The 22,523-nt window shown below is 46.5% G+C and carries 21 protein-coding genes and 1 other RNA gene; 9 read left to right on the plus strand and 13 right to left on the minus strand.

What is annotated here, in order from left to right:
• The first annotated feature begins 28 nt into the window (after positions 1 to 28).
• Positions 29 to 1,576, plus strand: a complete 1,548-nt coding sequence (locus CSH92_RS05190) for an amidohydrolase family protein (protein WP_100656730.1) — start codon at positions 29 to 31, stop codon at positions 1,574 to 1,576.
• Positions 1,577 to 1,594: 18 nt separating this feature from the next.
• On the opposite strand, the gene CSH92_RS05195 is transcribed toward CSH92_RS05190, so the two are convergent.
• The 5 genes from CSH92_RS05195 to CSH92_RS05215 form a co-directional block, all read right to left on the minus strand.
• Positions 1,595 to 1,969, minus strand: coding sequence for a hypothetical protein (locus CSH92_RS05195; protein ID WP_100656552.1), 375 nt, complete (start codon positions 1,967 to 1,969; stop codon positions 1,595 to 1,597).
• Between the two features lie 83 nt (positions 1,970 to 2,052).
• Complete coding sequence (locus CSH92_RS05200) at positions 2,053 to 3,222, minus strand: FAD-dependent monooxygenase (RefSeq protein ID WP_124916922.1); 1,170 nt, start codon at positions 3,220 to 3,222, stop codon at positions 2,053 to 2,055.
• On the minus strand, positions 3,215 to 4,477 hold the full coding sequence (locus tag CSH92_RS05205; protein ID WP_100656554.1) for an FAD-dependent monooxygenase: 1,263 nt from the start codon (positions 4,475 to 4,477) through the stop codon (positions 3,215 to 3,217). The genes CSH92_RS05200 and CSH92_RS05205 overlap by 8 nt, the downstream gene beginning before the upstream one ends.
• Positions 4,461 to 5,783 (minus strand): Xaa-Pro aminopeptidase, encoded by a 1,323-nt coding sequence (gene pepP / locus CSH92_RS05210; protein WP_100656555.1) that lies wholly within the window; start codon positions 5,781 to 5,783, stop codon positions 4,461 to 4,463. The genes CSH92_RS05205 and pepP overlap by 17 nt, the downstream gene beginning before the upstream one ends.
• Positions 5,784 to 5,796: 13 nt before the next feature.
• On the minus strand, positions 5,797 to 6,360 hold the full coding sequence (locus tag CSH92_RS05215) for a UPF0149 family protein (RefSeq protein WP_276307855.1): 564 nt from the start codon (positions 6,358 to 6,360) through the stop codon (positions 5,797 to 5,799).
• Between the two features lie 131 nt (positions 6,361 to 6,491).
• Between CSH92_RS05215 and ssrS the strand changes: the two genes are divergently transcribed.
• The 6 genes from ssrS (at position 6,492) to serA (ending at position 11,229) form a co-directional block, all read left to right on the plus strand.
• Positions 6,492 to 6,672: non-coding RNA, 6S RNA (gene ssrS, locus CSH92_RS05220), on the plus strand.
• Between the two features lie 22 nt (positions 6,673 to 6,694).
• Entirely contained in the window at positions 6,695 to 7,588 is an 894-nt protein-coding gene (locus tag CSH92_RS05225; protein WP_100656556.1) for a ribokinase, read from the plus strand.
• 22 nt (positions 7,589 to 7,610) lie between these two features.
• Positions 7,611 to 8,552, plus strand: coding sequence for a nucleoside hydrolase (locus CSH92_RS05230; protein WP_100656557.1), 942 nt, complete (start codon positions 7,611 to 7,613; stop codon positions 8,550 to 8,552).
• 3 nt (positions 8,553 to 8,555) lie between these two features.
• Complete coding sequence (locus tag CSH92_RS05235) at positions 8,556 to 9,146, plus strand: 5-formyltetrahydrofolate cyclo-ligase (RefSeq protein ID WP_100656558.1); 591 nt, start codon at positions 8,556 to 8,558, stop codon at positions 9,144 to 9,146.
• A 96-nt stretch (positions 9,147 to 9,242) separates the two neighbouring features.
• Positions 9,243 to 9,899: a ribose-5-phosphate isomerase RpiA gene (gene rpiA / locus CSH92_RS05240; protein WP_100656559.1), complete on the plus strand. Its 657-nt coding sequence runs from the start codon at positions 9,243 to 9,245 to the stop codon at positions 9,897 to 9,899.
• A 100-nt stretch (positions 9,900 to 9,999) separates the two neighbouring features.
• Positions 10,000 to 11,229 (plus strand): phosphoglycerate dehydrogenase, encoded by a 1,230-nt coding sequence (serA, locus tag CSH92_RS05245; RefSeq protein WP_100656560.1) that lies wholly within the window; start codon positions 10,000 to 10,002, stop codon positions 11,227 to 11,229.
• A gap of 159 nt (positions 11,230 to 11,388) precedes the next feature.
• Here the strand turns inward: serA and CSH92_RS05250 are convergent, their stop codons facing one another.
• The 4 genes from CSH92_RS05250 to CSH92_RS05265 all read right to left on the minus strand — a co-directional run bounded on the left by CSH92_RS05250 (position 11,389) and on the right by CSH92_RS05265 (position 14,239).
• A complete protein-coding gene (locus CSH92_RS05250) occupies positions 11,389 to 12,123 on the minus strand; it encodes a DUF481 domain-containing protein (protein ID WP_100656561.1) in 735 nt (244 codons plus the stop codon).
• A gap of 81 nt (positions 12,124 to 12,204) precedes the next feature.
• The gene (locus tag CSH92_RS05255) at positions 12,205 to 13,011 is read right to left on the minus strand and encodes a DUF481 domain-containing protein (protein ID WP_100656562.1); all 807 of its coding nucleotides are present in this window, start codon (positions 13,009 to 13,011) and stop codon (positions 12,205 to 12,207) included.
• A gap of 14 nt (positions 13,012 to 13,025) precedes the next feature.
• Positions 13,026 to 13,853 (minus strand): HDOD domain-containing protein, encoded by an 828-nt coding sequence (locus tag CSH92_RS05260; RefSeq protein ID WP_100656563.1) that lies wholly within the window; start codon positions 13,851 to 13,853, stop codon positions 13,026 to 13,028.
• A 101-nt stretch (positions 13,854 to 13,954) separates the two neighbouring features.
• A complete protein-coding gene (locus CSH92_RS05265) occupies positions 13,955 to 14,239 on the minus strand; it encodes a DUF1289 domain-containing protein (RefSeq protein WP_100656564.1) in 285 nt (94 codons plus the stop codon).
• A gap of 355 nt (positions 14,240 to 14,594) precedes the next feature.
• Between CSH92_RS05265 and CSH92_RS05270 the strand changes: the two genes are divergently transcribed.
• Together CSH92_RS05270 and CSH92_RS05275 are read left to right on the plus strand one after the other, a co-directional pair.
• Positions 14,595 to 15,011 carry a hypothetical protein gene (locus CSH92_RS05270; protein ID WP_100656732.1) on the plus strand — a complete coding sequence of 139 codons (417 nt, stop codon included), beginning with the start codon at positions 14,595 to 14,597 and terminating at the stop codon, positions 15,009 to 15,011.
• Positions 15,008 to 15,202, plus strand: a complete 195-nt coding sequence (locus CSH92_RS05275) for a helix-turn-helix transcriptional regulator (RefSeq protein WP_100656565.1) — start codon at positions 15,008 to 15,010, stop codon at positions 15,200 to 15,202. Before CSH92_RS05270 ends, CSH92_RS05275 begins: the two co-directional genes overlap by 4 nt.
• Positions 15,203 to 15,243: 41 nt before the next feature.
• Here the strand turns inward: CSH92_RS05275 and lpdA are convergent, their stop codons facing one another.
• From lpdA to CSH92_RS05295, 4 genes are all read right to left on the minus strand, one after another.
• On the minus strand, positions 15,244 to 16,665 hold the full coding sequence (gene lpdA, locus CSH92_RS05280; protein WP_100656566.1) for a dihydrolipoyl dehydrogenase: 1,422 nt from the start codon (positions 16,663 to 16,665) through the stop codon (positions 15,244 to 15,246).
• 132 nt (positions 16,666 to 16,797) lie between these two features.
• Entirely contained in the window at positions 16,798 to 18,798 is a 2,001-nt protein-coding gene (aceF, locus tag CSH92_RS05285) for a dihydrolipoyllysine-residue acetyltransferase (protein ID WP_100656567.1), read from the minus strand.
• A gap of 20 nt (positions 18,799 to 18,818) precedes the next feature.
• Complete coding sequence (aceE, locus tag CSH92_RS05290) at positions 18,819 to 21,491, minus strand: pyruvate dehydrogenase (acetyl-transferring), homodimeric type (RefSeq protein WP_100656568.1); 2,673 nt, start codon at positions 21,489 to 21,491, stop codon at positions 18,819 to 18,821.
• 85 nt (positions 21,492 to 21,576) lie between these two features.
• A complete protein-coding gene (locus CSH92_RS05295) occupies positions 21,577 to 22,323 on the minus strand; it encodes a GntR family transcriptional regulator (protein ID WP_100656569.1) in 747 nt (248 codons plus the stop codon).
• Positions 22,324 to 22,523: the final 200 nt, after the last annotated feature.

The raw sequence follows: 22,523 nt of genomic DNA on the forward strand, positions 1-22,523 counted from the left end.
ACCACGAAATCATAAAGTTAACCCTATCATGAAAATCGCCCTTATCGCTTTTCTTGCCTGCTTTTCATTCACCACATATGCCGCGCCAGGCGCGCCAGCGCCTGCTCGACAGGCCGCAGAAGGAGAAGGTCCTTACCCTCAGTTGATTTTACGTGGTGTCACGTTAATCACCGGCGAAGGTGCTCCGCCACGGGGGCCGGTTGATATCGTCATCGAAAACGATCGGATTGTGAACATCGTGAGTGTCGGGCATCCGGGCGTTCCAATTGTTGCTAAGCGTCCTCAGCTTGCTGAGGGTGGAAAAGAAATAGATTTGCATGGCCATTATGTTCTTCCTGGCTTTGTGGATATGCATGGCCATATCGGTGGGTCAGCTGATGATATTCCGGCTGAATATGTGTTTAAGTTATGGTTAGGGCATGGCATAACGACCGTGCGGGAACCCGGCAGTTTCAATGGCCTTGATTGGGTTATGGATCATGTTGAGCGCAGTGCTACAAACACTATTGTCGCGCCCCGGATCGTGCCCTACCTTGGGTTTGGGATGGGTTCCAAAGAGCCGATCGCAACCCCAAAGCAGGCAAGAGATTGGATTAAACAGGCGGCCAAACAAGGTGCCAAAGGCGTAAAGTTTTTTGGTGCTAGCCCAGAAATAATGCAAGCGGCGTTAGACGAAGCCCAAAAGCGCGGGCTGGGTACTATGATGCATCATGCACAATTGAATGTAATGAGCATGAACGCGCTTGATTCCGCTCGCTTAGGGCTTACCACCATGGAGCATTGGTATGGATTACCTGAAGCGCTGTTTGAAGATCAGATTATTCAGGATTACCCCACAGATTATGACTACAATGATGAACAGCACCGTTTTGCTGAGGCAGGCAAATTGTGGCAACAAGCCGCAGCGCCGGGGAGCCCCAAGTGGACGGAAGTACGGGATGAGTTGATCGCGCTCGATTTTACCATTAATCCAACGATGACAATTTACGAAGCCAGTCGCGACTTGATGCGAGAGCGTTTCGCTGAGTGGCATGCTGACTATACCCTCCCCACACTGTGGGAATTTTTCACTCCCAGCCGTTATGCGCATGGTTCTTATTGGTTCGATTGGACAACCCAAAACGAGATTGACTGGAAACACAATTTTCAACGCTGGATGACATTTCTCAATGACTTTAAAAACCATGGCGGGCGCGTAACCACAGGTTCAGACGCGGGCTACATTTATAAAATATACGGTTTCGCTTATGTGCGAGAATTAGAACTTCTGCAAGAGGCCGGATTTCATCCGCTAGAAGTTATTCAAGCTGCCACGCTAAACGGAGCACAGGCGCTGGGCATGGACAACGAAATTGGATCGATTACTATCGGCAAAAAGGCCGACTTTGTTATTGTAAAAGAAAATCCATTGCATAATTTTAAAGTGCTTTATGGAACTGGGCACTACCAATTAAACAGTGCTAACGAACCCGTTCAAACCCAGGGCGTCGTTTATACCGTGAAAGATGGAATTGTCTTTGATTCTCAACAGTTATTAGCCGATGTTCGTGCAATGGTAAAGCAAGCAAAAGAGTAACGCCACAACGCACATGATTTAACGGACACGAGTACCAACAAAGAATAATCCAACAAGCATCATTAAGAGGATTATTGGAGGCTCAGGCGGGGGCTCGCTTTGAGATTCATGCTTTGTGGCCTTGCCATTAGCAATGAATTTTTGCAATAAATCAGATTGACTCTTTGCATGACTGGCGGCGACCGTTGACTGGGGAGTCTCGTTCCCGGTGCGCTGACGTTCAAGGTTACCTTCATCATTAATGCTTTGACGCGTGAAAGGGTTTGCATCTGATGCAGTATTGTTTTGCTCAATGCGCTCATCAGACATTGTGGCTGGCTGTGACACGTCGGCTGATTTTGCGCCTACAGGTGATACCAACAATAGCGTTATAAAAATGGCTAAATATTTCATGATGATCCCCTAAACAAAGCTCAGAACAGAGGATAGCCAGAGCAACTAACTAGGCCTATGGCAATTTCCGCCATTTTTGCTACTCAATCACCAAGGGCCTGCTGCATAAGAAAACGTTTGGCTGGTGCGAGTTCGTTAGCGCCGGCCATTCCCAGTCCGCGGATAAGCTTTATAACGGGTTGGCTGCCAGAAAATCCGCGCTTGAACCCTTCCATGGTGGCAATCATCTTAACTGCCGCAGCCTTTCTATCTCGTTCAAAAGCGCGTAAGGGGGCAATGGCACCCAAATCCTCAATGGGGATATTCACGATAGCCTCAGCCAACGCAATGCTGTCCTGAAAACCAAGATTCACGCCCTGACCAGCGAGCGGGTGAATAGTATGCGCGGCATCACCAATCAACACTGCGCGATTGGATACCCATTGCCGCACATAACGCATGGTCAGAGGAATGCAATGCCGTGAATTAAGCAATTCGCATTGCCCTAACTGCATATCCAGGTGAGTTGCCAGGCGCTGACAGAACTTGTGTTCAGGCAGCCCCATCAAATCCTCAGCATACTGAGTATCTTGCGACCAAACGATGGAACACTGATCGATAGCGCTGAGAGGTAAAAATGCCAACGGACCTGTTGCAGTAAATGCCTGACGGGCAGTTTGTTGATGCGGTTGCTGAGTTTTAACCGTAGCGACAATTGCGCTTTGGTCATATTGCCAAAACGTCATGGGCGTTTGCATTAAGCGGCGCACTGTCGAATTAGCCCCATCGGCCCCGACCACCAAGCGTGCTGAAACTAGTTTTTGGTCTGCGGCCAAAAGTAATGCGGATGAATCATTAGATTCAATTTTGTTGAGCTGGAAATCCTCAATAATCGTTGTATTGGGCTGTCCTTTGACAACCGCATACAACGCATTAACTATGTTTTGATTCTCAACAATACAGCCTAACGCTGCATGTTCAGTGTCGGCAGCAGAAAAATCGATTCGCGCAAAGCTATCCTTTTCCCAAACCTGCATATTGGTGTATTCGCAAACTCTCTCCGACTGGACTTTGGACCATGCATTCACTCGTTGTAACAATCTTTGCGAAGTAACATTCAATGCCGATACGCGGCAATCTGTAACCTCTGGAAGCTCGCGATGCACCCTCCCTTGGCTGAGTACAACCACCTGCAAGTCACTGTCGGCTAACTGCGCTGCCAGCGCCAAGCCCACCATTCCAGCCCCGACGATGGCGATATCACAATTAACCAAAGCGATACCCCATAGCTCTGCGCGCAAAGCGTTGTTTTAGTGTGGAAAATTTATTCATTGCTAACAGTCCCACATTGCGACCAACCGTTAACGGGAAGAAGGTATTCGAGAAACAGCGGACCAACCCGTCAGTGCTGTGCATAATCAGTTGACGATCATCTTTGCGCATTTGCGCATACGTGTTCAGGTTGGAAAAGCTACCGATATCTTCGACATCAGTGTTTTGCAACAAAGCGACTAGATCCATAACGTCTCGTAATCCCAGATTAAATCCCTGCCCGGCAATCGGGTGCAAGGTTTGTGCGGCGTTCCCTACGACTAAACTGCGATGCCGCGTTACCTCTGAAGTATATCTTAAACACAATGGATAACTTTCACGTGCGCTGACTCGAACGCAGCGCCCAAAATGCGCGCCCAATAATGGCGTTAATTCACGGATAAAGAATTCATCATCATGCATTAAATGTTGTTTATATTCAGATGAGTCCTGTGAAACTGTCCAGACCAATGAATATAGCCCGCCTGCATTACCGGCTTGATTTAACCTTAGAGGCAGCAGAGCCAAGGGGCCACTCTCGGTAAAGCGCTCGTAGGCCCAGTTTTGGTGTGCAGACGTTACTTCCAGATTGGCAATTATTGCCTCTTGCGCGTAGTGTTCTGTGTTTTCCTCGTAGCCTAGATTTTGAGCAATACCTGATCCACCACCATCGGCAACAACCAATAAACGAGTATTCAATGTTTTTCCGTCAGAAAGAGTAATGTGCTGATGTGTCGATCCCGTCATCACTTGCGTGATCTTGCACGGACAACGAAATTGTAATCGACTATCCGCTCTCGCCAACTCTTTTTCCAGCGCCTGAAATAAACTTGTTCCCATCGCTTGCAACGGTGCAACGACACCCAGAAATGATTGCTTAAGCTCAGTTGCAGAAAGAAAACATTTTCCTATGAACCCCTGATCAGACACTTGAATGTGATGGATCTCACACCCATGCAGTTCGCCAAAATGCTCACTGACACCCTGAATTAACTCGGCCAAATATTGATACGTCGACGCTCCAAGCGCTAAACAGCGACTATCAAACGCTGGATGATGCTGCGCTTGCATAACTTTCGCTTCAACCAACGCGACTGACAATGATGTACAGCGAGCTAACGCCAGCGCTAAGGATAAACCCACTACGCCAGCGCCCACGATAGTCACGTCAGCATCGAATGCAATCACGTCATTGGGTTGCTTAGAGTTCGCGGCCACGTTGGATCAACGCCTCAATATCGGAAATAGTTTTAGGCACGTCCGCAGTCAAATTGATAAAGCCTGTATCCGTGATCACAATGTTATCTTCGATTCGCACACCAATCCCCTGATATTGCTCAGGCACATTCGTCGTAGGACCAAAATACAATCCTGGTTCAACTGTTAATACCATGCCAGGCAATAAAGGCCGATCGTTACCGTTAATTTTGTAATCTCCCACATCATGCACATCAAGTCCCAAGTAGTGCCCTAGTCCATGCATAAAGAAGGGTTGATAGGCTTTCTTAGCGATCAATGCTGCACATTCACCCTGCAATATATCTAGTTTAATTAAGCCATTCACCAACACCTCTAAACAGGCGCGCGTGGCTTTTGATAAAGTACTGCCTGGTCGTAATTGTTCGAGTGCCGCTGCCTGAGCATCGAGTACTAACTGATAAATTTGCGCTTGTGGCTCTGAGAAGGAACCGCTGATAGGAAACGTTCGCGTGATATCAGCAGCATACCCTGCATATTCAGCACCAGCATCAATGAGCACCAATTCTCCATCATTTAGAGCATCACTATTTTCGGTGTAATGTAAAATACAGGCGTTCTCTCCGCTACCGACAATAGTGTTGTACGCAGCATGTCGCGCACCTCGCGAGGCAAACTCGTGTAACAGAGCCGCCTCTAACTGATATTCATACTCCAGTTGCGTAACCTCACGCATGGCGCGGCAATGCGCAGCAGCGCTAATCGTTGCCGCTTTTTGCATCAACTCCAGCTCGTCAGGCTGCTTGATTAACCGCATTTCATGCAGTATCGGACGCACATCTAACAGAGTCTGTGGCGCTTGCTTACTCTGCTTAGGTGCACTCCTCAGTTTGTCTAACGCCGCAAAAACCAACTCGTCAGCAGACGCTGACTGGCCGATGGCAAAATATAAATGCGCATGTCCGTCAAGCAAATCGTGTAACGCCCATGGAAGTTGTTCAACTGTACAAGTATCGTCCATTAAGTAAGCGCTCAAGGCGGCATCGGGCCCCACTCTTCGACCGTGCCATATCTCTGCCTGTTGGTCCTTGTCCAAACAGGCAAGTAGGCTGTACTCCCCGTCATACTGATCGCTATTGGACAAGAGTAACCACGCATTGGGCTCATGAAACCCAGTTAAATACCAAAAATCACTGTCTTGACGAAAGTGATATTCGGTATCGCGACTGCGCGTTTTTAATTGTGCCGCAGGAACCACAACGACACTATTCGGTTGGAGTTTGGCGAGAAGTGCACGGCGACGTGCCAAAAAAGCAGTGCTATCCATACAACAGAAACCCTTAATGAACGGTTGGTGGCGCTTGACTATCGTCTAAGGGCGAATGACCAAGCTCGCTGAAACACAACATGGTCGAAACCCTCACGTATTCTTGGACTTCAAAGAGCGCCTTTTCGGATTCCTCATCGTCGGTCATCGCATCTTCTAATTTGACAATTTCAGCAAAATCTTCCAGCGCTTCTTTGACATCATCTGAGCAATTTGACAAGTCATTTTGCTGCAAACCGAAACCGGTCATAAAGCCCTGAACATAATTAATTAAGGCACTGCCACGTTCGTTTATTGGCGCTGAGTCATCGGGTAGCAGTAAGGAAAGCGCAAACTCGCCATCCACCATCTGCTGGCTGGTTTGTTCGAACAATTGCTGCAACGATTGTTCAACCTCTTGTGCTAATGGTTCACCTGCATTAAACATATCGGCAATGGCAGGCATCCAATTCCGGTCGCTCAAGGACAATCCTCCAGCCATCATGCCGCACAAAATGCCTTGTAATTCAGCAGCATCTGCAGTCACCTTATTGCGCATTAGCAGCGCTGATAACGTTTCGTAATGTAGTTCGCTCAAAAAACACTCTCAGGCTAAGAAATCACCTTTGTATGCTAACAAATTTATTCCAATACTGCGCGCTGGAAATATGATCTGCTTTCTACTTTCCAACGTTTGCGCTACCCTTACGCCAATAATAATTCAAACAATGCCTCCTGGGGTATTTGCCAGTTCATTCATGTCCCTGGCCGATGCTTTTTACCAAGGAAGTTGATTCCACTGCTTTTGTGCAAGCTCGGCTCGTATCGAGACGCCTGCGGCAGTGATGAAACTTCCGCCCTGAACTTTCGGTTCACGGGCGCACATGAACAGCGGTACTTTGGGAGGCGCCTTTTCAGTTAACAGGAAAACGATGGCCGTTATTAATTTTGGCTCAATTAACATTGACCATGTTTATCAGGTTGAGCATTTCGTTCAACCTGGTGAAACAATTGCTTCACATCACTACCAACAATTGCTTGGCGGCAAAGGCGCGAATCAGTCAATTGCGTTGGCTAAAGCCGGCGCTGAAGTACGTCATGTTGGACGCATCAACAATAACGACGCGCACATCAAGCAAACACTGATAAAACAGGGTATTGATTGCAAACACGTGCAATGCACAGACACCCCTTCCGGGCACGCGATTATCCAAGTGACTCCCAATGGTGAAAATGCAATTGTGCTATTTGGTGGCGCTAATCAAGAACTTGATCATAAAACGGTATTAGCGGCGCTCGATAACGTTAAGTCGACTGACTGGGTGTTAACCCAAAACGAGACTTCGGCGATTGAAGATGCGCTTAAACTAGCCAAAGAGAAGGGCTTGAAGGTCGCGTTTAATCCCGCGCCGATGACGGAATCGGTTAAGTCTTTGCCACTTGAGTGTATTGACCTGCTTATAGTCAACGAAGTCGAAGCCGCAGAATTTGCCGGAACCCAGGATATGGCTGGAATTGAGGCATACTTTACTGAGCACTGGCAGCATGGCGAGGTGATTATCACGTTAGGTAAGCAAGGCGTTATCATGTTGCGCAAAGGACAAAAAATCGAAGTCTCAGCGTTTGTTGTTGACGCCATCGACACCACTGCTGCAGGTGATACATTTATTGGCTATTTCCTCGCCGCATACACGGATCATGTCGATCCTAAACAGGCGTTGACCCGCGGGTGTGCAGCTTCTGCATTAGCTGTTACTGTTGAAGGTGCCGCGCAGTCGATTCCAGATGTTGATAAAGTTAATCGATTTTTAGCAAAGCACAGCTAAACCTATTTAATTGGACACACACATGGCAGAAAAAATAATTTTAGATACGGATCCGGGAATTGATGATGCGATGGCAATTTTCTTCGCGTTTCAATCGCCGGATATTGAAGTTCTAGGCTTAACCACTGTATACGGCAACGTGCCTGTAACCATGGCTGCACGGAACGCGGTTACGTTATGCGAACTTGCTGGACAGGATATCCCAGTTACTCAAGGCGTAGGGATGCCTTGGGTAGGTCCGGAATCTTCATATGCGCACTTTGTGCATGGCGACGATGGCTTTGGCAATATTGGCTTTCCGCTCTCAGATAAACCGCTTGATCCGCGCAGTTCGGCCCAATTTATCATTGATACTGTTCGGGCAAATCCTGGCGAAGTTACGCTGGTAGCAATTGGCCCATTGGGTAATCTTGCTTTGGCGTTACGTCTTGATCCAGAGTTACCTAAGTTGGTTAAGGGAGTCAAGATCATGGGTGGTGCAGCCTTTGTGAAAGGCAATGTCACTCCCGTAGCAGAAGCGAATATATGGAATGATGCCTTCGCTGCAGACATCGTTTTTAGTGCTGATTGGGATATCACCATGTTTGGTCTGGATGTCACCAACAACGTTCCCTTTGACCCTAGTTTTGTTGATGTGCTAGCCAGCAAGAATGGTAAGCTAGGTGGCTTCGTACAGCAATCTGCGCAGTTTTACATTGATTTCTATTCACAAAATCGTGATGACCGCGTGTGTTTCTTTCACGATGCGTTTCCGCTAGCTTTTTTGATTGATGAAAGCTTATTTGAACTCACCGAAGGCCATATCCGCGTCGCGACTGATCCATTAAATCGCGGTCAAACTGCCGTAGCTCCGCTGGGCACGACGGCGAGTCCATTATGGTTAGACGCGAAGAAAATCAAAGTCGCAACCGGCGTGGACCATGCCCGACTGACTCAGTTGTTTATCGATACCTACGCTAAATAAGCCTTGGAGCAAGCAGATAAATCGGCATTGCGCCGCCACTTCAGAGCGGCGCGTAATGCGTTATCAGAGTCACAACAACAACAGGCGGCACAAGACTTGTGCCACCAGCTGTCCACGCTATCCCTCTTCTCTAAAGCTAAAAGAATTGCCGTATATCTGGCCAATGATGGTGAGTTGAATTTGACTCCAACCATAACTGCATGTTGGCAGCTAGGTATAAAAACTGCGTTGCCAGTATTAGATCCGTACCGTTCAGGTCATTTGCAGTTTCAGCACTACCATACGAATACTCCAATGAATGCTAATCGGTATGGCATCGCTGAGCCAATCTACTCAGCTAACGATTGTGTCCGCTTAAACGAATTAAATGCACTGTTCCTGCCGCTAGTTGCGTTTGATAGTAAAGGCAACCGCTTAGGTATGGGGGGGGGCTTTTACGATCGTACATTAGCTGACTTAGAAAGCGCAGATAAACCAATTTTGATTGGTATTGCCCACGATTGTCAGCATACTGAGGAATTGCCCACAGAGCCTTGGGACATTCCACTCGACTATATTGTAACTCCCTCTTTGAAGTTAGCTGCCGCGGGATAGAAAAACGCTAAAAATTTTTCTGCTTGCTCTAAATTCAGCCTAAGTTGCGCTACAATTAGGCGCTTCACAGTTGCTGTATTTCAATCAAGGCTCACAATGACAAAAGACGATAAAAAACGCGCTGCAGCTACCGCTGCTGTCGCTTATGTGCAAGAAGACAGTATTATTGGGGTTGGCACGGGCTCTACCGTGAACTATTTCATTGACGCTTTAGCCCCTATCAAGCATAAGATCCAAGGTGCGGTGTCTAGTTCAGATGCATCGACCGCGCGACTGAAGGCTCTGGGCATTGAGGTTTTTGATCTCAACAGCGTGGATGATTTAGCGATTTACGTGGATGGTGCTGATGAAATTACCGAGCACAAACACATGATCAAAGGCGGTGGGGCGGCACTAACACGCGAAAAGATAGTCGCAGCAGTGGCTAAACAGTTTATTTGTATCATCGACGATACTAAACAAGTGCCGATGCTCGGTAAATTCCCGTTACCGGTTGAAGTGATACCGATGGCACGCTCCTATGTTGCGCGAGAAATTGTGAAACTGGGTGGCGACCCGGTCTATCGTCAAAACGTGATCACCGATAATGGTAATGTGATTTTAGATGTGCACAACTTAAACATCTTGAATCCCAGTGAACTTGAATATCAACTCAATAATATTGTCGGCGTCGTGACCAACGGCCTTTTCGCCCAGCGCGGAGCAGACCTAGTCTTGGTTGGCGGTGAAAATGGCGTTGAAACCCTGAAATAGCACAATTAAGTCTTTTTATTTACCAAGACATCTGGTATTTTCCAACTTCTTTTGGACGTCTAGATGTCTTAACTAACCTTCAAGCCGAGAGCCACGCATCATGAGTAAAGTTTCGCTGCCTAAAGATAAAATCAAGATCCTGTTATTGGAGGGCTTGCACCCCAGTGCAATCGAGACACTAGAAAGTAACGGCTACCACAACATTGAGAGTTTAAAAACGTCGTTACCAGAAGATGAATTGATCGAAAAAATTAAAGATGTGCACTTCATTGGGATCCGCTCACGCACTCAGCTAACTCAACGTGTCATTGATGCAGCTAACAAGCTGGTGGCCGTTGGCTGCTTTTGTATCGGTACCAATCAAGTTGATCTTGCGGCAACTCAAGCTCGCGGCATCCCGGTGTTTAACGCGCCATTTTCCAATACTCGCTCAGTCGCTGAATTGGTGCTGGGTCAAATTATACTGCTGTTACGTGGCATTCCAGAAAAGAACGCCAAGGCGCACCGCGGTGAATGGTTAAAAAGTGCCGTTGGTTCCTTTGAAGCGCGCGGTAAAACACTCGGTATCATTGGATATGGACATATCGGAACACAGTTAAGCATTCTCGCTGAGCACCTTGGAATGCGGGTGCAATTTTTCGATATTGAGGACAAACTGGTGTTGGGTAACTCAAGCCAAGTCAAAAGCCTTAAAAAACTTTTGAATACATCTGATGTCGTTACCCTTCATGTACCTGAAACCGTGCAAACGATGAACATGATTGGCAAGAAAGAGTTAGCCGAAATGAAACCCGGCGCTATCTTAATTAACGCAGCCCGCGGCACAATTATCGACATCGACGCGTTAGTGGACGCGCTGCAGCGTAAGCATATCAGCGGTGCTGCGATTGACGTTTTTCCAGTCGAACCCAAATCTAATGATGAAGAATTTGAGTCACCTTTACGCCAATTTGATAATGTAATTCTCACTCCGCATGTAGGAGGAAGTACACAAGAAGCACAAGAGAACATTGGTATTGAGGTCGCCGGTAAACTGGCCAAATACAGTGATAACGGTTCAACTTTATCGGCTGTTAACTTCCCAGAAGTTTCGTTACCGGCACATACTGATACGTCGCGACTGTTACATATCCATATCAACCGTCCTGGTGTATTGACCCAAATTAACCAGGCCTTTGCAGACAAAGGTATCAATATTCTCGCGCAGTATTTACAAACCAACGACAGTATTGGATATGTAGTTATTGATGTAGAAGCTGACCGCGCAATGGATGCATTCGCAGAAATGGAAAAAATTGAAGGTACGATTAAAGCCCGCGTATTGCACTAGCATTAGCTAACCTTGTGGGGACTGACTATCGTATTCGACGGTCAATCATTATATCCCATATCAAACGCAAAAAAGGAGAGTCGAGACTCTCCTTTTTTCACCCATAAACGGCTTCGCGCCGGCCTTGTTTTTTTAACAGCAAGGCAAGCAACGAGACGTTTAAAAGAATGTGTAAACCAATGTGATGGCCGTTTCGGTGTCAAGGTTATCGACACCTTCCGCAACATCGCTGTTATGATCCAGCTTTAATGATAGTTTCATAGAAAGCGCACCACTGATCGTAGCAGTCAATGCTGATTCTGCCCGCGACTTAGTGTTGTCTGAACCAATTTCAGTACTGAACTTTTGAGTGAACTTAGAGGTTTCAGAAATGAACCACGTGTAATTAAAAGCACCACGTAAGATTGCGCTATCAAGATCTTCACCAGTTTGGCTTTCAGAAAATGAATAACCAGGACCAATACTGTAATCGAAACTGCTTGTTTCATCTTCCCAGACTTTCTGGTTCCAACCGGCAGCGATAGTCGCTTGATATTTAAAGTTACTAAATCTGTCATCTTCATACGAAGCAAAGGCAAAGATCCGATGATCAGGGTTTTCTAATTTATAGTTTCCCTGTGCCGAAGCAAAGAATTTCTGCGCTGAAGTCTGTTCAACGTCCTCACCTAAATCGTTAGTGACCGTATCTTGCTTATACAGGCCCTCAACTAAATACTCGTTGCTCCACTTTTCTAGCTCTTGCTTGGCGTTTAAGCCAGCACTGGCGGATGTAGTTTCGGTATTTCCCGTGGTAAAAATCAAACCAAATTCACCGTCCATCGTAAACGTGGACTCTTCAGCGGCTGTCGCATTAAACGCCGCTAACACTGCCCCAGCAATAACTAACTTTTTCATGTCTTTTCCTTTCATCGAAATGGTTAACTCCCTCGTTTGCAACGGCAATGCGATCAACTTGGGTATACTATGATTAATTGATTAAAAAAATTGATAAACCAAAGCTACAGATGTTTCTGTATCCAGGCTTTTTGTCTCTGCATCATTTAGGCCACTATTGTAATTCATTATAAACGAAAGCTTCATCGCCATTGAATCCATTATTTTAGCCGAAATCGAAGTCTCAGAGCGCGAGCGCGTGGTCGCATCGTTTGCTTCAGTGCTTAAAAACTGTCGCAGCTTGGCGACATCGGACAATTGCTGCTTGTACTCAATTGACGCGCGTAATATAAATCCATGTTTTTCTTCATCCACCGCACCATCATGCTCAATCGCCACACCATAACCAGGACCAATGCTGTATCTGAATTGATAGTTTTTTTCGTTAATCGCTTTTTGTGCCCATCCTGCAGCAATTGCAGCCTGATACTTGTATGCACTAAATCGATTATTGTCATACTCGCCGAAGACAAATAAACGATTGTCAGGGTCATCGAGCTTATAGTCCATTTGTGCGGTTGCGTATACTCGTTGCGCAGTTACATCTGTCCTACGACCTTCGTCGCTATCTACTTCAGATTCTTTGTACAGTAACTCTAGACGGTATTGATTACTCCAATTGTGAGTTTCATGGGTCGCATCCAATGCCCCCTTGATACTCGACGTGTTGGTATTTCCCGACGCGGTAATAAACCCGAGCTCACCATCCATTTCAAATATTGGGTCTGAATCCAGTTCATAATCTACGTCAAAATCCAAATCATAAACTGACTTCATAATATTGGCACTGGCTAACACTGAGCCATGCGCGCAAAAACAAACACCCAATAACATGAGATGTAACTTCATCCAGCCTTAACCTTCTAACTCAATAAGGTACTAGCAATACGCGCTGTATCACGATTCGTCATTTCGGTAATTTCAGCAATATCGTCATCACTTAAGCCCAGTGCCGGCTGAGTGTCATCAGCCCACAATGCTAGTGCACGATACTTTTCTTTATGCGCCTGTGATTCGGTAAGCTGCGCAGCGAAGGTCATAATCGCCACATCTTGGTCTTGCGCCACTCTAGCGCCGTTGTGCATTTGCGCTATCGGGTAATAAATTGGCAGGGGTAATTTCCAGCGCTCTAAAATAGCACCGCTACACTGAGCAAACACGAAACCAAGTACCTTTCGTTGCTTTTGCCAAGGTACGCCCGTCTCATTTTCATCAATAATTTGTCGGTATTGTTCAGAAGCATTTTTGGCAATCACAAGCTCAGCCAAACCTTGTAATATACCCATTGCAAAAAATCGGTCTGTGGCTCGCTTTTTTAACACGCCGGCAGTATTTTTGGCTGCCATACCGCAGTACACCGAATTATGCCAATGTCGATTCATATCAACGAGGTCATTGTCAAAGTGCTTGAAGGCTAATGACGCAGTTTCTGCCATCACAATGTTATATAAAGCTTCACCACCAATGACGGTGATCGCTTTGGTTACTGATTCAATTTGGCTAGGAAATCTAAACAATGCACTATTCGCTAAGCGAAGCACTTTTGCACTTAAGTTCGCATCCACAGCAATCATGCGCGCAATATCATCTAGATCATGCTTTCCGTCATCCAGCATGCCACGCAACTTTATGCAAACTTGCGGCAGTGTGAATGACTCTGATGCAGAGTCTGCAAACGTTTCTATCGGCATGTCATACCCCAATCCTCAAACTACTTAAAGTATAACGATAAACGCCTTATGAATTAAGGGTTTTTTACTTTATAGATAGATTAATTATGGGCTTAATGGAGTCACTGTGACTGATCGCCAGAACCGAACAGATCGCTCTGTTCGGGCGCCTGTTCAATGTCTGCTTGTGACCTTTTTAACGACGCACTCGCTCTACGCTTACAATTTTGTAAAATGATACGCTTGGCGGCATCAGAGATTTGCGTCCAATACAGCCGTTCTTCTCGACTCCTAAAGCAGCCTTTACAGAAACCGCGCTGATTGGCCTCGCACACACCGATACAAGGGCTTGGAACAGAAAACATTTCAATCTGTTGCAGCTGTGGATTAGGATTTTGTGAACTCATAGCATAAACGTAGCCGATGCATGCTCAACACTATAGCGCATTATATATTTTGATCGTTAGTTTATTCATACCCTCGAAGCACTACCTTGAATTGTGAACATGAAGGCTTTAATGCGCTATGACTAGCTCTCTAATTGCTAACTATTGCATGTACATATAATACCGTGAGACAAAGAACGTCTAACTCTATCGCCGCAATTATCGCGTATTCCTAAGTATTTCTTAAATCATTCGTTTAGAAAGAATGTCAAGTTTTGATGAATTTATGTAAAACAGGCTTGACACGCACTATTTGCAAAGCTAGCATTACATAAAGTCAAGCTTAGTTGACTTTATGTTTGAGAAGGTAAATTTTATGGTAAATATTGAATCAAAACCCTTGGCACAGCGCATGCGTGAGTCTAATCGCAGTTTATTTATTTGGACGAGCTGCTGGGTGATTAGTCTTGCAGTAATTGCTTTTGGCCCAAAGTTTTTCTGGGACTATGCGCCAACCTACAGCGTCATAGCGATTGCCGTAAATCTGTTTATGGGTTATCGCATGATTATTGCTAACAAGCGTCATTTTGATGGTTTAGATGAGTTACAGCGCCGTATCCACTTCAATGCGATGGCCATTTCGCTGGGTGTAAGTATGGTATTTGGAGCGATATATGGACTGCTTGAAGCTATCCGCTTGATCTCCTTTAGCCCAAATCCGTCCAATATTCTGTTTGTAATGGGGATCAGCTATATCGTTAGCGTGTTTATTGGGTTTAGGAAATACCAATGAAAAACCGATTAAAAGTACTTCGTGCTGAGCGTGACTGGACCCAAGCCGATTTAGCGAAAGCCTTGGATGTCAGTCGCCAGACTGTAAACGCAATCGAAACTGGTAAGTTTGACCCAAGTTTGCCATTGGCATTTAAAGCAGCCCGTATCTTCGCATGCAGCATTGAAGATATCTTTCAGGATCAGCAATAAAAAAGCCAGCAAACGCTGGCTTTTTCAAAGCTGTTAACGAATTAACGTTTCTTTGCCTTTGGATTCGGCATGTCGGTAATGCTTCCTTCAAAGATTTCTGAGGCTAAACCGATAGACTCATTCAATGTTGGGTGTGCATGGATAGTTAAAGCAACATCTTCAGCGTCAGCGCCCATTTCAATCGCTAAACCAATTTCGCCTAACATTTCACCTGCATTGGTGCCCACAATAGCGCCACCGATAACTCGCCCTGATTCTTTCTCAAAAATCATTTTGGTAAGTCCATCTGTTGCTGCAGAAGCAATTGCCCGACCAGATGCTGCCCATGGGAATGATGCCGTTTCGTAATTGATACCTTGCTCTTTAGCTTCTTTTTCAGTTAAACCAACCCAAGCAACTTCTGGCTCAGTGTACGCCACTGAAGGAATACAACGTGGGTCAAAGAAGTGTTTCTTACCTGCAATAACTTCTGCCGCCACATGCCCTTCGTGTACCGCCTTATGCGCTAACATTGGCTGGCCCACAACGTCGCCGATAGCGTGGATGTGCGCAACGTTGGTGCGCATTTGCTTATCGACATTGATAAACCCGCGATCATCAACATTAACACCGGCTTTATCCGCGTCGATCAGTTTACCATTTGGCTTGCGTCCGACCGCAACCAATACTTTGTCATAACGAACCGGCTCTTTAGGCGCTTGTTTACCTTCAAAAGTTACGTATAAACCATCGTCTTTCGCTTCAACTGCAGTAACTTTGGTTTCCAGCATGAGGTTAAACTTGTTTTTCAAGGTTTTGGTGTAAACCTTAACAATGTCTTTGTCTGCTGCTGGGATCAGTTGGTCCAGGAATTCAACCACATCAATCTGTGTACCAAGAGCATTATAGACAGTACCCATCTCAAGACCGATGATACCGCCACCTAATACCAACATTTTTTCTGGAATGTCGGCCATTTCTAAGGCACCAGTAGAGTCAATGACTCGAGGGTCATCCGCGGGAATAAATGGCAAAGATACTGGCTCTGAACCGGCTGCGATGATGGCATGTTCAAATGTGATGGTGGTTTTACCATCATTGCCTTCGACCTCGAGGGTGTTCGCACCGGTAAACTTACCGTAACCTTGCACATGTTTGACTTTGCGCATTTTAGACATGCCAGCTAAGCCTTTTGTCAGCTGGTTAACTACGCTGTCTTTCCAGGCGCGAATTTTATCAAGGTCAAATTGAGGTTCGCCAAATGTCACACCGTGTGCAGATAGGTGTTTTGCTTCCTGAATTACCTTAGCCACATGCAAAAGCGCTTTGGAAGGAATACAACCAACATTCAAACAGACACCACCTAGGGTTTCGCGGGCATCTACCACGACCGCATCCATACCTAAGTCTGCAGCACGGAACGCTGCGGAGTAACCACCAGGGCCTGCACCTAACACGACTACCTGAGTTTTTATTTCGCTCATTACGACCTCAAATTTAATTCAAATCAGAATGCCAACATACGTGACATAAGTATGCGCAGATTCTAATGTTCTGCGCATCCGAGTGCAAAAATATTAGGTAAATTGTTGAACAAAATACCCATTTTTCCAGTTTTACAGCAGAATTTGGCGTAAATCGCCCAATACACTACTCAAGTGCACAGCAAACCGCGCTGCGACAGCACCGTCAATAACCCGATGGTCGTAGGATAGTGATAATGGCAACATCAAGCGCGGCTCAAACTCTTTGCCATTCCACTTCGGTTTCATTTCACTTTTTGATACCCCTAATATGGCGACATCCGGCGCATTTACAATAGGAGTAAATGCAGTACCACCAATTCCACCCAAGCTTGAGATAGTGAAACAGCTGCCCTGCATGTCAGCAGCTTTTAATTTGCCGTCTCGCGCTTTAATGCTGATTTCAGTCAATTCTCTGGATAATTCCAGCACGCCTTTTTTATCAACATCTCTCACCACCGGCACTACCAATCCTCCCGGCGTATCCACTGCAATACCGATGTGGTAGTACTTTTTCTGGATCAACGATTCGCCAGACTCTGACAGTGAAGTATTGAACACCGGATAGGCCTTCAACGCATCTGCGCACGCCTTCATCATAAACACTAGCGGCGTAATCTTAACCCCAAGCTTGCGCTTTTCTGCCAGCGCATTTTGTTCTTTACGGAACACTTCCAAGTCAGTGATATCAGCTTCTTCAAACTGGGTCACGTGTGGAATGGTAACCCAGTTGCGGTGCAGGTTCGGACCAGAAATTTTCTGTATACGCGTCAATGGAATTTCTTCCACTTCACCGAACTTACTAAAGTCTACTTTGGGCGGTGCCAGTACTTGTAAGCCTCCGCCACCCGCTGATACGTTAGCGCCTGGCGTCAGCTTCGGTCTGGATAGTTCATATTTAACGTACGACTGGACATCTTCTTTCAAAATCCGGTTCTTCGAACCTGTACCATTCACTTGCGTGAGGTCAACACCAAACTCCCGCGCCAGACGACGCACCGATGGTGATGCATGTACCTTGCCTGACTTCTGCTTTTCACCCGCAGACGGATGATGCGGTACCGGCGGTGGTTTTGGTGCAGCGCTACTGGTTTCGCTGGATTCTGCTTTTGGCTGCTCAGCTTGACGCTCTTGGGCTTTGTTCGGCTCGGCTGGTGCTGACTCAGCGCTAGCGCCGGCAACCTCGAGCAATAACACCAAACTGCCCTTAGACACTTTGTCTCCGACGCTTACTTTCAAGGTTTTTACCGTACCTGCTTGCGGTGCGGGTACATCCATCGTCGCTTTATCAGTCTCAAGTGTAATAAGGCCATCCTCTTCAGCGACGCTATCACCTTCTTTAACTAGTACTTCGATAACATCCACGTCGCTGGCATCGCCAATATCCGGAACGCTAACTTCTACAACACTTGGTCCGGCAGCAGATTCACTCTGCGCTGGAGTTGACGCAGCGTCATCGGAGGTTCTCTCCTGCGACTGCGCAGGGCTGCTCGTTGAGCTTGAACTTGCAGCTTTGTTATCCTTTCCACTCATTTCTAGAATGACAGAGCCTTGTGAAACTTTATCACCGACACTGACCTTAAGTGCAGTGATAACGCCAGCTTGCGGAGCAGGTACATCCATGGTCGCTTTGTCAGTCTCGAGTGTGATCAAGCCATCTTCTTCGGCAACCTCATCACCCTCTTTGACTAAAATTTCAATGATTTCAACATCACTAGCGTCACCAATATCTGGGACGGTTACCGTCACTGACTCGTTATTGTCGTTTGCTGGAGCAGCACTGCTCTCCTGTGTGGTTTCTGGCTCAGCCTCTGCTGCCTGAGCAGCTTCAGAATCATCATCTTGCGATTCACTGCCTGCGCTGACCTCAAGCTCGGCTAACAAATCGCCTTGCTTGATTTTGTCACCGACTTTTACTTTTAATGATTTCAGTGTGCCTGCAAATGGCGCTGGTATGTCCATGCTGGCCTTGTCACTTTCGACAGTTACCAGTGAACCATCCGCTTCAATGCTATCGCCCTCAGCCGCACAAAGCTCAATGACTTCAACTTCATCATCACCGATATCGGGTACTAATACTTCTTTAATCGACATACTTTACTCTCCCTATCGGTTTAGGCGTAAAACGGGTTAGGTTTGTCTGCGTCGATACCGAGCGCATCTGCAGCCTTAGCTAACGCCTTCGCATCTAATGAGCCGCCCTTATGCAACTCATATAGCGCTGCATAGGCGATATGTGCGCTATCCACCTCAAAATGCCGACGTAAATTGGCGCGACTATCCGAACGCCCAAAGCCATCAGTACCGAGTACCTTGTAGGTGCCTGGTACAAAAGCTCGAACTTGATCTGCATAGTTCTTGATGTAATCCGTTGCCGCAATAGTTGGCCCTGCGAAGCCCTCTTCCAACACTTCAGTGATGTACGGCTTTTGCGCTTTGGCATCCGGCTTCAACATATTGTGGCGCTCGACATCATTGCCGTTGCGTGCCAACTCGTTAAACGAGGTTACACTGTAGACTTGGCAAGCAACGCCATAATCGTCGTGTAAGATTTTTGCCGCTTCCTGCACTTGCAACAAGATGGTGCCCGAGCCGAGCAGGTTCACTTGTTTCTTAGCATTTGCATTGCCTAAGCGCTCAAGCGGATAAATCCCTTTGATAATGCCCTCTTCACAACCTTTTGGCATCTCAGGCTGAACGTAGTTTTCGTTCATTACAGTCAGGTAATAGAACACGTTTTCCTGATTCTCTAGCATCCGACGGATCCCGTCTTGCACAATTACTGCGACTTCATAACCGAATGTGGGGTCGTAACTGATACAGTTTGGAATTAAACCAGCCTGAATATGGCTATGACCATCCTGATGCTGCAGACCTTCACCATTCAATGTGGTGCGCCCTGCAGTACCACCAACCAAGAAACCTCGGGTTTGTGAGTCACCCGCCGCCCAGGCCATATCACCCACGCGTTGGAAACCAAACATTGAGTAATAGATGTACACCGGCAACATCGGCAGATCGTTCAATGAGTATGAAGTACCTGCGGCGACAAAGGATGACATGGCACCCAATTCATTAATGCCTTCTTGCAGTACTTGCCCTTTTTTATCTTCACGGTAGTAAGCAACCTGATCCTTATCTTGTGGGATGTATTTCTGCCCAGAGTTGCTGTAAATACCCACTTGACGGAACAAACCTTCCATCCCGAAAGTCCGTGCCTCATCAGGAATGATTGGTACCACACGCGGCCCTATTTGCTTATCTTTAAGCATAACGGTCAACACGCGCACAAACGCCATCGTGGTTGAAATCTCGCGGTCGCCTGAGCCTTTGATTATAGCTTCAAAAGCTTTCAACGGCGGAGCTGGCAACTCCTCTGAACTATTGACGCGACGCACCGGCATGTAACCGTTTAATGCTTCACGCTTTTCGCGCAGATATTTCATCTCTGGGCTATCTTCGTCAAACTTGTAGTAATTCAAATTAGCGCAGTCATCGTCTGACAATGGGATATTGAAGCGGTCGCGGTATTTCTTAACCGACTCGGTATCCATTTTCTTAACGTTATGGGCAATGTTTTTGCCTTCACCGGCTTCACCCAAACCGTACCCTTTAACTGTCTTGGCTAAGATCACTTGTGGACGACCTTCAGTCTCGGTTGCTCGTTTATAAGCAGCGTAAACTTTTACTGGATCATGACCACCGCGGTTTAAGCGCCAAATGTCTTCATCAGACATATTAGCAACCATGTCTTTAAGCTCAGGATACTTACCGAAGAAATTGTCACGCGTGTACGCACCACCTTTGGCTTTGTAATTTTGGTATTCACCATCAACTGTTTCGTTCATCACGTCGAGTAACTTACCTGACGTATCGCGCGCCAATAACGGATCCCAATAGCGCCCCCATATGACCTTGATCACTTCCCAGCCAGCACCCCGGAAAGTACCTTCGAGTTCCTGAATGATCTTGCCATTACCGCGTACAGGACCATCCAATCGCTGCAAGTTACAGTTGATAACAAAGGTCAGGTTGTCGAGATTTTCCCGTGATGCCAAACCGATAGCGCCCAAGCTTTCCGGCTCATCGACCTCACCATCACCCATAAAACACCACACGCGTTGGTTAGAACAATCTTTCAATCCACGATTGGTTAGGTATTTAAGGAAGCGAGCTAAGTAAATCGCTTGCATTGGACCTAGTCCCATCGAAACCGTTGGGAATTGCCAAAAGTCAGGCATCAGTTTGGGGTGAGGATATGAAGACACGCCCTTACCATCTACTTCCTGACGGAACATATCGAGTTGGTCGGCACTTAACCGGCCTTCAATAAACGCACGTGAATAAATGCCGGGGGATACGTGACCTTGAACAAACAAAAAATCGCCGCCATTATCATCCGTTGGAGCGCGGAAGAAGTGATTAAAACCTACGTCATACAACATTGCTGAAGACGCAAAGCTAGAGATGTGACCACCCAATTCAAGGTCTTTCTTCGAGCCACGCAATACCATCATCAACGCATTCCAGCGGATCGCATTACGGATCTTAGTTTCGATGGTTTGATCGCCTGGCATCGTCGGCTCTTGCCCGGCCGGGATACTATTGATGTAGGCAGTAGTAGCATCATACGGTAAATGAGCCCCGTTGCGACGCGCTTTTTCGATCAAAGACTCGAGTAAAAAGTGGGCACGTTCAACACCTTCATTTTCCAGAACCGATTCTAACGAATCGATCCATTCCTGTGTTTCTTGAGGGTCTTGGTCGTGCTGCATCATTTCTGACATGGTGCGGTCCTATCGTTGACTAACTGTATTATTCATTTTGGATAAGCCTAGCGCATTCAATCGTTTTTTGCGGCCAAATGTGAGGCTAATCCGTCTCTATTCTTCTAAGCGCTCGCTGCATGCGCAGATCACGCTGATTAATTTTTAACAATGTGGCTTCAATAAAGGCCAAGTGTGCATTGCTGGCAGTACGCGCAAGCCCAGGGTCGCGCTGGATGATTGCCGTCACAATTTTCTCGCGTTGTGCACGGATCTCTGCCGCTACGTTTGGCTGCTGTGCCAACATATCCAAGTTCCGTCGGATATTTTCTATCAACATAGATTGCATGGTACGCATGACATGCACTAACACCATATTGTGAGACGCTCGCGCCATCGTTAAATAAAACTCTCCTAACGCTTTCGCCTGACCACTTGTGTCAGTATCACTGGATTGATTAACTCCGAGCAACGCACGTTCAAGCGCTGCATCATCCTCTTTTTGCCCGCGCAAAGCAGCATAGTAGGCTGCCATACCTTCAAGCGCATGACGAAACTCCAACAAATCAAACTGAGTTTCCGGGCGCTCTGCCACCAATGCCAACAATGGATCTGTCATTGCTGAGTTGAGCTTGCGATTAACAAAAGTGCCGCCACCTTGGCGTCGGGTTACCAAGCCTTTGGCTTGTAGGTTTTGTATAGCCTCACGCAAGGAAGGGCGCGAAACCTCAAATTGGACTGCAAGTTCGCGCTCAGAAGGTAACTGCTCACCCGCCAACCAAGAGCCATCTAAAATCATGCTCTCGAGCTGTTCAGTGATTACGTCTGAGATTTTTTGTCGCGCCTGCAACATTGCCCCTACCTTTGTGACTTGCGATTGTTAAAATTTAAACAAATACCAAGCAAATGGTAATACCATTTAACCTATTAATCGGTAAGTTTAGGGCACTCACCATTATAGGTAAATGTTTTTTCTGCAAATAACCGAGGGGTAGCTTGGATCATAAGCTATACATCAAAGAAAACAGGGTATACAAAGTGATCCGACCTGAT

The sequence above is a fragment of the Neoalteromonas flava genome (assembly GCF_002807685.1).
GTDB lineage: Bacteria > Pseudomonadota > Gammaproteobacteria > Enterobacterales > Alteromonadaceae > Alteromonas_E > Alteromonas_E flava.

What these genes read in the sequence shown, in the direction of transcription:
- CSH92_RS05190 (WP_100656730.1), top strand. Translation starts at nt 29, where the DNA reads ATGAAAATCGCCCTTATCGCTTTTCTTGCCTGCTTTTCATTCACCACA.
- CSH92_RS05195 (WP_100656552.1), bottom strand. Translation starts at nt 1,969, where the DNA reads ATGAAATATTTAGCCATTTTTATAACGCTATTGTTGGTATCACCTGTA.
- pepP (WP_100656555.1), bottom strand. Translation starts at nt 5,783, where the DNA reads ATGGATAGCACTGCTTTTTTGGCACGTCGCCGTGCACTTCTCGCCAAA.
- CSH92_RS05225 (WP_100656556.1), top strand. Translation starts at nt 6,695, where the DNA reads ATGGCCGTTATTAATTTTGGCTCAATTAACATTGACCATGTTTATCAG.
- CSH92_RS05230 (WP_100656557.1), top strand. Translation starts at nt 7,611, where the DNA reads ATGGCAGAAAAAATAATTTTAGATACGGATCCGGGAATTGATGATGCG.
- rpiA (WP_100656559.1), top strand. Translation starts at nt 9,243, where the DNA reads ATGACAAAAGACGATAAAAAACGCGCTGCAGCTACCGCTGCTGTCGCT.
- serA (WP_100656560.1), top strand. Translation starts at nt 10,000, where the DNA reads ATGAGTAAAGTTTCGCTGCCTAAAGATAAAATCAAGATCCTGTTATTG.
- CSH92_RS05250 (WP_100656561.1), bottom strand. Translation starts at nt 12,123, where the DNA reads ATGAAAAAGTTAGTTATTGCTGGGGCAGTGTTAGCGGCGTTTAATGCG.
- CSH92_RS05255 (WP_100656562.1), bottom strand. Translation starts at nt 13,011, where the DNA reads ATGAAGTTACATCTCATGTTATTGGGTGTTTGTTTTTGCGCGCATGGC.
- CSH92_RS05260 (WP_100656563.1), bottom strand. Translation starts at nt 13,853, where the DNA reads ATGCCGATAGAAACGTTTGCAGACTCTGCATCAGAGTCATTCACACTG.
- CSH92_RS05265 (WP_100656564.1), bottom strand. Translation starts at nt 14,239, where the DNA reads ATGAGTTCACAAAATCCTAATCCACAGCTGCAACAGATTGAAATGTTT.
- CSH92_RS05270 (WP_100656732.1), top strand. Translation starts at nt 14,595, where the DNA reads ATGGTAAATATTGAATCAAAACCCTTGGCACAGCGCATGCGTGAGTCT.
- CSH92_RS05275 (WP_100656565.1), top strand. Translation starts at nt 15,008, where the DNA reads ATGAAAAACCGATTAAAAGTACTTCGTGCTGAGCGTGACTGGACCCAA.
- lpdA (WP_100656566.1), bottom strand. Translation starts at nt 16,665, where the DNA reads ATGAGCGAAATAAAAACTCAGGTAGTCGTGTTAGGTGCAGGCCCTGGT.
- aceF (WP_100656567.1), bottom strand. Translation starts at nt 18,798, where the DNA reads ATGTCGATTAAAGAAGTATTAGTACCCGATATCGGTGATGATGAAGTT.
- aceE (WP_100656568.1), bottom strand. Translation starts at nt 21,491, where the DNA reads ATGTCAGAAATGATGCAGCACGACCAAGACCCTCAAGAAACACAGGAA.
- CSH92_RS05295 (WP_100656569.1), bottom strand. Translation starts at nt 22,323, where the DNA reads ATGTTGCAGGCGCGACAAAAAATCTCAGACGTAATCACTGAACAGCTC.